The organism is Bradyrhizobium sp. 23, from assembly GCF_023073295.1.
GTDB lineage: Bacteria > Pseudomonadota > Alphaproteobacteria > Rhizobiales > Xanthobacteraceae > Bradyrhizobium > Bradyrhizobium canariense_D.
Window position 1 is genome coordinate 1 of record NZ_JADPJF010000102.1, and the last position, 10,785, is coordinate 10,785.

Consider the following 10,785-nt stretch of genomic DNA (forward strand, 5'->3'; position numbering starts at 1 on the left):
CGGTCGCTGCTACCTCAAAGGCCGTGCCGGAGACGCCGCCAACGTCATCCTCTCAGCCGTCGGCCACAACTTCCGCCGCATCCTAGCCTGGCTCAGAGAACTCTTGTGCCTGTTCCTGGTCCGACTATGCCGCGTGCTGGCCGCTCCAGCCCCGCTCAATTCGCCTTCTTAACGGACGACTAATCCAGTACGAAGGTGCCTGTATAGTCCGGATCATCGCCCACGCTGCGGATTAGGCTGTCGAGAATCTCGCCGATTTCGGAAATGCGCTCGCAGTAACGGGCACGGAGAACATTAACAGCGTTCATCGAGTGAACTGCCTCGTCGGCAACCACCTCTCTCAGGCAACGAAGGAAGCTGCTGCCAAGTCCGGCATAGAACTCTCTATCCGCAGCATAGGCGCGGCAAGTACACATCTCATCAAATGCGATCATAACGATCAGAGAGAATTCGTCCTTCAAGTATTCATTGATTGCAGAAAAACTATGCGATCGAGCCTCCAATCTGTCTCGAAGATCTTTTTCGGATTCACCAGCGACAAGCTCCATGATCCGGATGAAACTATCGGTGTGACGCTCTTCATCCGCGGCCCAGGCACTAATAAACGCCTCAGCTTCGTTGGTGGCGATCAGATTTCGGTTGAACACTTCTTGTTTTAAGTGCCTCGCGTCGTATTCAGTATACAACTCTGGCCACAACTTGTCCCGACGTGCGCGCACAATCGATGGTCCGGCCGTGAACATGGCCGGCGTCAACTCATCGAAAATGTCTTTTGGATTCCAGTTCCGTCGAATCGGCGCAATCATCCGACTGTCCTTCTCTGTGAGCAGCCTGGCAGACGGCGCTCGCAAAGCACACTTGCTCCACACGAAGTATGCTGTCGCCCCCTCGTTTTGGTGGCAATTTCGAGACGGAACTCATCAAACGGTTTGAAACTCGCGATCATCAACAGAAGCTCATGGGGACGGTCAACGTTTTATAGTTCGCGTGTAGTGTAGGCTGCGGCATCCCATCGCTTTCTTTGCAAACCGCTCCCTTTGCTTGCGCGGCAGGCGAACTGGGGGTCGCGGCGGCTTCCCGGCGTGCGTCAAAGCAGAGAGCCGACTGAAGGAATTCTGGCCGATTTGGTGGCCGCCGCAGGAGCTTCGCTCGGATGTGAAGGAGCTTGAGCCAAGCTGGGACCATCAGCTATGACGGGTAAACCGGACTTGACCTCCCAACGCCTTTGACCGCCCCTTTTGACCCGATCCAGGCGTTCAGCCCTGACGACATCGTTCGCGGCATGGCGCCCCGCGGCTGCCAAGGAGATTCTCGAACTGCATTTGGAGCGGCCTGCGCCATTCTACCTAACGAATATCGACGCAGGTGGCGGTGGCGCGCGATGCCCAACATTGAATGATTTCACTTCGCATGGAGTTGCGAGGGGTCGGCCTGCTTCTGGAGCAGCAAGCCGAGCTTGCGTGCCTTCTTCCTTACTGAGGTGATATGGCGATCGAGCCCCGGCTATATCGAAGGCCACGCGAATGGTCAAAGCAGGAGGCGCAGCGATTGATAGCTCTCGCGCGTCAGAAAACCTGCGCCGTCGGACCCGGTATCTGGGTTGGACTCCGCCCGGCGCCGACAGTGCGGTCGCGATGTGTGTCTCTGTCCTAATTCCCACGGAACAAAAGCGCAGCCGTTTGTCGCCCCTCGGACAGACGGGCCAAATCCGCTCGGCTCCAACTTCACTATTGGAAGCAGTCATCGGTTGGGGAGACGAAATGGAACATTTCCTATTAATTGAAATGACGGGCGACAAATATGTCGAGCGGTGCAAGCAGCGGGCTTTCGATCATCTCGATCGAGCTGATCTTAGGAACTCGGTCGCCTCGTTTGTGCGCAATATGAACGCGCTTCCCGATTGCGAGTTGCCAAACTACTTGGCAATGCTTGGCGGTTCGCTTCTGACGGCGAACGATGCGCTCGGTCGGAGAACGCTCATTGAGGCATTGAGGTGATGGTCCGATGATCAAGCCAGCGAGGGTCTGGGCCCGCTCAATTTCTTGGGGAGGGGATGGCGCACTACCGAGCTTACCTTTTGGATCACGACCGCCACGTTATAAGCGCGGCCAATTTGCAGTGTGCCGACGAGCAAAAAGCACAGGAACGTGCTCAGCAGCTAGTTGATGCCATCGACATCGAGCTATGGCAACTCGACGGACGTATTGCGGTGTGTTTGAAGCCGCCACAAGCCGAGCCTCGCACGTGGCAGGACAGGCAAGACCGCGGCGCCCTACAGACAAACGAAGCGTGCGTGAAAGTTAAGCGCGCGTCTCAGTCCTAGGCTTCGATTGATTGCGGATCACAGGCGCGGGATAGTTAGGGAAGACGCCCGGCATGGGCTGCAAGTTGCCGATGTAGCGATTGACCACGCGGAAGATGGCTCTTGAGCACTCCCACACGGAGCAGGTTTGCGGGCGCGGTCAACTACCAACCCTCGCAATTGATCTAGATGACGGAAGCAGGTCACCTATCGATTGATGAAATCGGCCGGTCTACACGTTAGGCCCGTCATCACAAGGAATTGGCATGCAAGACCGATTAGCATCTGTTCGCGCCAACGGCCCCGATCAATCCGCTGGTTCCTCACCTGCTGAAATGCTGCGGGCCGAAATCTGTTGCCGCAGCGAGCTATCGTTCCTCATGGAAGCGCATGATGGTCTCTCCGCCGCAATCGCTGAGCGCGCGGGGTTCAAAGGCCTCTGGGCGTCCGGCCTGTCAATTGCCTGCTCCCTGGGCTACCGCGATGCCAACGAAGCGTCGTGGAGCCAACTCGTAGATGTAGTCGAGCGGATCGTGGACTCGAGCGGACTGCCTGTGCTCGTTGACGGAGATGGCGGCTTCGGGAATTTCAACAACGCGCGCCTCGTGACACGCAGCCTCCGTCAGCGTGGAGCAGCCGGCGTGGCGCTCGAGGACAGTTGCTTTCCGAAGATGAACTCGTTTGTTGGGCATCGGCACCCCCTCGCCGATATCGACGAATTCTCTGGCCGCCTCCGGGCAGTGAAGGATACAGTCGCGGACGACTTGATCTTGGTGGCAAGGACCGAGGCGTTGATTGCTGGGCATGAGATGGACGAAGCACTTTCGCGCGCTCACGCCTACGCCGACGCGGGAGCCGATGCGATCCTCATTCATTCGCGAAGGAGCACCGCGGACGAAGTCCTTTCGTTCGCGCGCGCTTGGCAGAACAGACTGCCGGTCGTGATCGTTCCGACGAAATACTATCGAACACCGATTTCTGTATACCGAGAAACCAGCATCTCTACGGTGATCTGGGCCAACCAGTCTATGCGAGCGGCAATAGCGGCAATGCGTCAAGTCTGCGGTCGCATCATCGCTGAGGAAAGCACCGCGAGCATTGAGCCGCACATCGCTACTCTCGAGGAAGTCTTCGAACTGTTCAAGTACGACGAACTCGCCCGTGCGGAAACGCGATATTTGCGTCCCGACGCTGAACTGCGCAAATAGGGTTTCGTCGACACAGGAGCGCATTTTCGTTGTCCACCTACTGTCCTGGACTTCCTCCTAGCTGGCCAAGTTCGACTGCAATCTCAAATGCCTAACCATTGCACTGAGATGTCCTGAGATAGCGTAGCCCGCCTCACTCAACCGAAATGCGCACTTTGCCATCTCGGCAGCTCGAGGCACCGGATCCACCGCCTCCCTTCTCTCTGGTGAAAGGACCGACGAGAACCATTTGTCTGTCTTAACGCTTGGGCTCCATTTTCAGATGGCTCCGGCAGACCTGATCTCGCTTCAGCACGCTAAAGCTGGCGCAAGAAGTCCGTCGGTGTTTCACCTTAGAGGCGCGACGAAAAAGGAACTAAACTGTGACCGATGTTCCCAAGAACGCCATCATTCTCGCCGCTGGCTGCGGCTCCCGCCTGCGTCCTCTGACAGATCTGCGGCCGAAGTCGCTGGTCGAGGTCAACGGCACTTCGATTCTTCACAACGCTCTACACAATCTGGAATCTGTTGGCGTGGAAGAGGTGACGATCGTGGTGGGTTACCGCAAAGACGCCATTCAATATGCCTGCGGTAGCAACTTTGGCGAACTCAAAATCAAATATGTCGAGTCGACCGTCTTCGACCGCACCGGAAGCGCCTATTCTTTGTGGCTGGCGCGCGACGCTCTTCTCTCCGGAGACTGCTTTCTTCTCGAGGGCGACGTCTTTTTCGAAGAGGATGCGCTGCGACACTTGATGGTCTGCCGCGGGACCGACGTAGCTGCAGTCGTTCCCTTCGATGATTCAATGGAAGGGTCGGCCGTCCTGTTGTCGCAGAACGGCTTCATCTCAGGCTTTCGATTGAAGCAAACCGCGGCAAATCTTGTTGCGGATGGCCCAAAGCTTTTCAAGACGATGAACCTCCTACGGCTTTCAGCGCCGACACTCAAGGCAACGATCGTTCCGACACTGGACGATATCATCACCGCTGGAGCTAGGCAGACCTACACCGAAGAACTTTTGGGTTATCTGATAGCGAGGCGAGGCCTACAGCTCGCCGCGGCGCAATGCGACGGCCTCAGCTGGTACGAAATTGATAATGCTGACGATTTGGAGATTGCCGAGCGCATTTTCAAGGACCGAACGAATGCCTACGCGGCGAGACGTCATTTGCAAACGAGGTGAGAGTTCAATGCTGAAATTCCTTTGGGATCCAGCGAACGCGATAACGATCACAGGTCTTCTCTTTTCCTCCGCCAGCCTGTTTTTAGCTCTCTCTGACCGCCTGGAGCTATCTGTGGCAGCGGCGCTTTGGGCTGTTCTATCGGACCACCTGGACGGGTTTGTGGCAGGTCGCACGAAAGGTCGGGATCCAGATGTCGCAAAAATGGGAGCGAGCCTCGACGGCTTTGCAGATATCATCTATGGAGCCGTTGTGCCTGCGGCAGTTGTGGTACAAGTCAGCCAAGCTTCACAAGTCGCGTTTGCGACCGCAACCGCTCTACTGGTGACGGGAGCAATAAGGCTTAGCTACTTTGCGAACTTTGGCAGGTCGCGTGATGGACGGTTCTTGGGCATCCCCTTATCATACGACGTGCCGCTCCTGGCGCTTCTATTTCTTTTTAAGCCTCTTATTCCTGCTGAAGCATTTCCGGATTTCGTGAACATTGCCTTCTTGCTGCTCGCTATAGCGCATGTCGCGCCTCTTCGCGTGCCACCACTCAGCGCAACAATGTATACGGCAATAAGCATCTTCGCCGTCGCGTCATCGGTGCTTTTAGCCAGTCGCTCCTTTTGATTGCGGATGGAAGTATGATCCAGCGACTGGCCTTCTTGGGCTTGCAGGCTTCACTCCATGCAGGTCACATGATGACGTGTAGTCTCGCCAACCCCGGCGTGCACCAGACTTGTTGCCGAGAACATCTCCGCACGGATCGGCACTGCTCGAGGCTTGTTCGCCGGGAGCTTGTCGGGAGATCGCGACCATCCTACGATTTTCGTTTGCCCTGAAACGTTGAGCTAGTCGCACTCATGAATACCGCAGCACAAATCGCCGTATCCCTTAGGCCGGACGAGGTTTCTGACCTGGTCAACCGATTCCCCGGCGGCTATTGGAAATATGACATCAAGGACTTCGTCCTTCTGGTAAATCCATATTTTCCGCCGCAGGCGTTCCTTGACGAACTTAAGAACGCTCTACCGCGGCTTATTACTTGCTATCCCTCTCCTAATGCGCAGCTGGTCCAGCTTCTTGCGGATGCGGTAAAGACGCCGGTTAATAATCTTGTCATTTGCAATGGCGTGGCTGAACTGATTCCCATCCTCCTTGGCCGACTGGGTATGCGGATTGCTGTCCCGGTCCCAACCTTCAATCCCTATGAAACCACCGCCTTGCTCGGGCGGTTGTCACGCTTTTTCCTGTCACCGCCAGATTTTGAACTCGATGTGCACCGCTATGCAGCATTTGCGCGTGCAAATGGTGTCGACGCCGCAGTCGTGATATCGCCGAATAATCCCACCTCGCGGATGGTTCCCTATGCGGATTTACTATATCTGGCTTCCGCGCTTCGAGCTCAACAGCAACTCCTATTGATCGATGAGTCATTTATCGAGTTTAGTGAGCTCGGCCGAAGTGCAAGCCTGGAAAATCATCTGCTGGAATTTCCGAACGTGATCGTTCTCAAAAGCCTTGGAAAGATTTACGGGACATGCGGTTTACGGGTCGGGTATGCGGCATCAGCAAATGTACAGACGATGGACGAAATTAGAGCCGCCCTCCCCACGTGGAATGTTAATACGTTTGCTGAGTTTTTTCTAAGCAAGCTTCCTCACCTGGCGCACGCTGCAAAGCAGAGTTGGGTGAGGGTGGGCAGCGACAGGGACAAACTATACGCAGACCTGCGCAGCATCGACGGAATGAGAGTTCTGAAGCCCGACGCAAATTTCGTGTTCTGCGAACTCCCGCCCCATTGGCCGGATGGGGACGTGATCGCCTCAACACTTTTAAAAGATAGACGGATATTGATCAGGCACAATGGCGGCAAGACTCTTCAGAATGGTAAACGATTCTTGCGCATCGCAAGCCGCACTGAAGACGACAATAGGCTTTTGGTGGAAGCACTGAAAGACATCTCTGATTAGCGCAACCGACGCCGGTACTAAGCCTTCTCATGGCTGATCCAGAAGGAAAGAAACTTTAGTTGGGGGCCAGAGCTGCAATCGCAGAACACTCCATTACTCGGTCGAGCGGAATCAAAGCAGATCAAGGCCCCGCGGCAACCACATCGCGGTTCTCTTCGCGCCGTCGGCGACCACAATCTTCCAGCGCGGATCGGCTATGTACAGCACTCTTCATGCTGACCTAATCTGGTATGTGACACAAGAGCGCGTCCGCGCTGGCGGACGGAAGTCCGCCATGTTCGACTAATAAGGCGCGAAACTTGCCCCATCGGGTCACATGCCCATCCTCAAGCCACGCACACTGAGTCTGCTGTCCAAGTGCGAGCGTCGTTCTCCCGAACAAGCCTCATCATTTCCACCTTCGCGATGTTCTACCTCGCCCACCGGGCGTTGACCGTCTGAAAGCGGGTTCTCCCGATTCTCGGAACGAGGTATCTGCATTAAGTCGTCATGCGCTCGTCTATTGGTGTTGCCATCTCGTAGTCCGCCAGCCTCAGGCCGCGAGCGACAGCTTCCGCTCCTTGTAGTCTCGCCCCCGACAATCGATAATCCTTGGTAACTCCGCTGTCCCGTTGCGCCACTTGGCCGACGCGATGCCGAGTTCGGCCAGGTGCCCGCGCAGTGCATTGCTCAACATTGGTAGGCTGGCGCACCAGCGATTGTCGAGTCCGGTGCAGCATCAAAACGGCTGCTGCTCCGTCGTCTCTTGACCGGGACAAAACGCATCGGCGGCCGCGTCACAGCCTCACAGATCGCAGCCGCATCATTCGTAGCGTTCTTACTGCGATTGAGGTAGGCCTTCACATAGCTCGGAGGTGTCAGTCTGACCGTATGTCCAAGCGCCTGAAGTTCGCGGCCCCAATGATGCGCTGAGGGTCATGCTTCGATCCCAACCAAACAACGTGGCTGCTGGCAAAAATACTCCAGCACCTTTGCCCGACTTACCCGCTTCATCAGGACCGCGCGCGTGACATCGATCCGATGCACTTGGAACAGCGACTTCGCCAAATCCAGACCAATCGTGCTAACCTCACCCATGGACGGCTCCCTCAACGGGCAGATCACGCTTCCCAGCACGCCCGGCATGTTCCGGCGGTACCAACTTGGTCGGCTTGGCGATGTCAGGCGTGCTGAGCAACATCGCCGATGTCCCGACTGGTCACAAGGATGAACTGCAGATGATGCAGTGACGACCATCTTCGAGACCGGCCGGTCCGGTGGCCCGCCGCAGCCTTGAGCAGCGGCATGCCATCGAGCGCCGGTTCGTCGGGCTCGACCAGATACGTCAGCAAGGCGCCAGGTGTATTGCGTTTGATTTTAGCCAGATCAGCGCGGCGGTGGTGACGATTACTCACAGTGATACCTCGTCGTCTCCCGCAATCGTTTCTCTCACCCAGTTTGTCGTCGTAGCAAGCCATCTGGTGGTGCCTTGCGTGGTGGGCGTGGCGCGCGGCGGTGCATCATGCTGTAACGCGCCAAACGCTCGCGGCATGCGCGCGTTCTGCACGCCCGCGAACAGAACCGCGAGCTGGAGCGCTGCAGCGTTTAAGCCCTGCCGCACTGCTCGCACGTCCTGCGCCGTTCCGGAGGACTCTCGCCCTCGTCACGAACGTGGAAGACACGGCGGCTCGTGTGTCGGGCATCGAACCTGAACTCACGACGACGCTCCGGCAAAACACCCAGACGCTGGGATAATCGACGAGCAGCGGTGGGCTGACGTGTGACTGCTGGCTCGCCTCGATTCAGAACGGCACAGCCGGGGTCAAAATCTCAAACAAGGTAAATGCGCCAAGCCCAACCGCTCGGCGCCCAGAGGGAGCGGCTTGCGTCAACATCCGGGAATTCTGCGGCCGACAAGCGGTTTGGAACGACTTCCCGATTGCAAAGTTTTCCTGTTGCCCTTTGCCAGCGGGTGGCTGCCTTTCCCAAGGGGCAGCCTCAAGACAGCCCCAGCTTCACCGCCCTGAAGCTGGGGTCCTTTTGCTCTCTCAATGGTCTCGGACCGCGCTGACCGAAGCAGCCACCCTGCGGCAATTAGCCTGACGTATTGAAATCCGATATTTACCCATGATAGTTTTCACTTTTACGCTCGCGCTATTTGCTCTGAAGCCGTCCTGATAGTGCTTTTTGTGCTGGGGAGGACATTATGCGAAGCTCTCGCCCAATCTTTTGTGCCCGACGACTTAGTGAACTCATTTCTCAGCTCTCAGAGTTGGAAGATCTTCGAGATCTGGTCGAAGAAGCTGAGCGAAGCGCCCGAGGTGTGCCTCCACTACGCTGGACACATCCTCCGTCGCGCCGCGTTCGACGTGGTGAACGGGTCGCTTTGTCTGTTCGCCTCCGTCGCCACGCGGCACTAAGGGGGAATGCAGGAGCTATCAGCTCCCCCTGACAACGACAACCAAGTCGATTGGGCTTTGCCGGAGCCATTCCTGGACGGATGGTGGGCTTCCTCCTAAGCCTCTCCAAACGCTGGCTTGACCAAGAGATCGATCGAATGCTGGTCGACTACCCACCGTGAGAAGACACCTGACAGCCCTGTCGGACTATTCTTATCGTGGCCATAGCCCATGCAACAGAAGGGCCGTTCGGCAATGGACGAATTCGCGATGCTTCTCGCCGAGCTGGACCGGTGCAAGGCGGAATTTCAGCACCTGCAGAAAGAACTCAATCTCGCGACCGGCGCCGGGCCGACCGACATAGTAGCGCTTCAACACGCGGCCCGCCGGATGAGCGGCATCGCAGCCCGCCTCGAGGCTTTGACGCGCGCGATCTCGAAAGGTACGGCCAGCGGAGTACATTGAGCACTCCCCTCCCTTCCCTTGAAGAGAGCGAGCCGACATCCCTGAGGGAAAGGACGCGACAAACCCTCTATCGGTGGTGGTGTTTGTTCATCATGGTAGCCGCGCGGGGAAGTTAAATGCCCGCACCAATCGAAGGCCTTTTTTCATTTTTCGTTTTGGTAGCCCTCATCGCTGGGGGTATTCCTTTTTGCCGTTGTTGCTTATGTCCTTAATCACACCAATATTGTCGGCCTGGCGATCAATGCTGGGTTGGTCGGGCTAGGAATATGGGCAATTGTGACTTGGCCGCATGATTCCGGCGCGTGGTTCATTGCCTTCTGTGCTTTTGCGATTGGCGGGTTCAATCTCTATTCAATGTTGTCGGAATAAACTTCTCTTCTTCGTTCCGATCGAATCGAAGCCTTCGACATGGCGGGTCTCGGGCGACCCGCAACGGCTCGAAGATTGTGATTGCATAATAAGACTTCTCCCGATGCTGAGATGACTTCGCTCGACCAACGACGTGATGAGGATGGCGGCCATGGAATTTTGCGCCCCTCTGGAGGTTCAGTGACTTGAAGGGAGTGAAGGCAACCGTCGAGAAGGCGACCTACGAACGCCATTACGGGGCTATGACCCGAATCGGGAAGAATAGCGCCACAATCACGAGACAAACGCCAAGTCCAGAGATCGCAAGGTTCATCGCAATCCAAAACTGATTCAGACGTAGAACACTCAGTTTCGGAAATTCTCGCGTGTTGTCATCATCCGCGATCCGTCTGATGCTTCTCAGAGGTGACCCTGGAAGCAGCGCATCATAGGCATCACGATAGCCCCGTGCGCGCCGCGTGTGTAGCTGTATACGCTCGTATTGCTTCGCGGAAAACACTGCTCCGAACATGCCGAGCAGAACGAGTAGCAGTGCAGGCGGCAGGTCCAAAGGACTCAGCGTCTTGTCCGAAGTCATGAAGGCGATGACTGCGCCCGAAATGCCTATGAATGTAGATGCTACCGCCGCTCGTTGCGTCTCGTGATGACGCGCTTGGATCGAATTCTCTGAGTACATTTTCCAATGCGCATCGCGCAAAGTGGAGTCGTGTTCATCAGGCACTGGACCCTCCCGGCATAGGAGCGAGTTTCCCAACAAATGAGACCACAACATTAGCAGAAATGCCACAGGTTGATAGTCCCTATGTGCTCACCCCTGAAGGGAGTCTAGCCGAAAATCTGCACCGGAATAGCGCCGCTGTTATTGGGGTCCACCCGTATACTTGTCAACCGTCGACATGAGCGGCTTCGGGGTCGACAGATTGAACATCAGCCCGAACCGAGCA

Annotated in this window: 9 protein-coding genes and 2 pseudogenes; 7 read left to right on the plus strand and 4 right to left on the minus strand. The window is 56.4% G+C overall.

Features of this window, described 5'->3' with window-relative positions; genetic code table 11:
• Positions 1–172 (plus strand): annotated as a pseudogene (locus IVB32_RS25045) (IS5/IS1182 family transposase); the annotation flags it as partial.
• Positions 173–179: 7 nt separating this feature from the next.
• On the opposite strand, the gene IVB32_RS25050 reads toward IVB32_RS25045, so the two are convergent.
• Entirely contained in the window at positions 180–806 is a 627-nt protein-coding gene (locus IVB32_RS25050) for a hypothetical protein (protein ID WP_247411740.1), read from the minus strand.
• 954 nt (positions 807–1,760) lie between these two features.
• On the opposite strand from IVB32_RS25050, the gene IVB32_RS25055 reads away from it, so the two are divergent.
• The 5 genes from IVB32_RS25055 (at position 1,761) to IVB32_RS25075 (ending at position 6,629) form a co-directional block, all read left to right on the plus strand.
• Entirely contained in the window at positions 1,761–1,997 is a 237-nt protein-coding gene (locus tag IVB32_RS25055; protein WP_247411743.1) for a hypothetical protein, read from the plus strand.
• A 640-nt stretch (positions 1,998–2,637) separates the two neighbouring features.
• Positions 2,638–3,510: a phosphoenolpyruvate mutase gene (gene aepX, locus IVB32_RS25060; RefSeq protein ID WP_247411757.1), complete on the plus strand. Its 873-nt coding sequence runs from the start codon at positions 2,638–2,640 to the stop codon at positions 3,508–3,510.
• Between the two features lie 362 nt (positions 3,511–3,872).
• Positions 3,873–4,673: a phosphocholine cytidylyltransferase family protein gene (locus tag IVB32_RS25065; RefSeq protein ID WP_247411745.1), complete on the plus strand. Its 801-nt coding sequence runs from the start codon at positions 3,873–3,875 to the stop codon at positions 4,671–4,673.
• A 7-nt stretch (positions 4,674–4,680) separates the two neighbouring features.
• Positions 4,681–5,286 (plus strand): CDP-alcohol phosphatidyltransferase family protein, encoded by a 606-nt coding sequence (locus IVB32_RS25070; protein WP_247411748.1) that lies wholly within the window; start codon positions 4,681–4,683, stop codon positions 5,284–5,286.
• A gap of 233 nt (positions 5,287–5,519) precedes the next feature.
• Positions 5,520–6,629 (plus strand): histidinol-phosphate transaminase, encoded by a 1,110-nt coding sequence (locus tag IVB32_RS25075; protein WP_247411752.1) that lies wholly within the window; start codon positions 5,520–5,522, stop codon positions 6,627–6,629.
• Positions 6,630–7,233: 604 nt separating this feature from the next.
• Here the strand turns inward: IVB32_RS25075 and IVB32_RS25080 are convergent.
• Together IVB32_RS25080 and IVB32_RS25085 are read right to left on the minus strand one after the other, a co-directional pair.
• A pseudogene (locus tag IVB32_RS25080) lies at positions 7,234–7,706 on the minus strand (transposase); the annotation flags it as partial.
• Positions 7,707–7,789: 83 nt separating this feature from the next.
• Positions 7,790–8,023, minus strand: coding sequence for a hypothetical protein (locus tag IVB32_RS25085; protein WP_247285856.1), 234 nt, complete (start codon positions 8,021–8,023; stop codon positions 7,790–7,792).
• Between the two features lie 1,215 nt (positions 8,024–9,238).
• Here IVB32_RS25085 and IVB32_RS25090 point away from each other — a divergent pair.
• Positions 9,239–9,472, plus strand: a complete 234-nt coding sequence (locus tag IVB32_RS25090; protein WP_247411754.1) for a hypothetical protein — start codon at positions 9,239–9,241, stop codon at positions 9,470–9,472.
• Positions 9,473–10,073: 601 nt separating this feature from the next.
• Here IVB32_RS25090 and IVB32_RS25095 read toward each other — a convergent pair.
• The gene (locus IVB32_RS25095; RefSeq protein WP_157642934.1) at positions 10,074–10,562 is read right to left on the minus strand and encodes a hypothetical protein; all 489 of its coding nucleotides are present in this window, start codon (positions 10,560–10,562) and stop codon (positions 10,074–10,076) included.
• Positions 10,563–10,785 lie beyond the last annotated feature (223 nt).

Bases quoted from the DNA above. Each gene is read 5' to 3' on its own strand.
- IVB32_RS25090 (WP_247411754.1), top strand. From the start codon at position 9,239: ATGCAACAGAAGGGCCGTTCGGCAATGGACGAATTCGCGATGCTTCTC.
- IVB32_RS25070 (WP_247411748.1), top strand. From the start codon at position 4,681: ATGCTGAAATTCCTTTGGGATCCAGCGAACGCGATAACGATCACAGGT.
- IVB32_RS25075 (WP_247411752.1), top strand. From the start codon at position 5,520: ATGAATACCGCAGCACAAATCGCCGTATCCCTTAGGCCGGACGAGGTT.
- IVB32_RS25055 (WP_247411743.1), top strand. From the start codon at position 1,761: ATGGAACATTTCCTATTAATTGAAATGACGGGCGACAAATATGTCGAG.
- IVB32_RS25050 (WP_247411740.1), bottom strand. From the start codon at position 806: ATGATTGCGCCGATTCGACGGAACTGGAATCCAAAAGACATTTTCGAT.
- aepX (WP_247411757.1), top strand. From the start codon at position 2,638: ATGCTGCGGGCCGAAATCTGTTGCCGCAGCGAGCTATCGTTCCTCATG.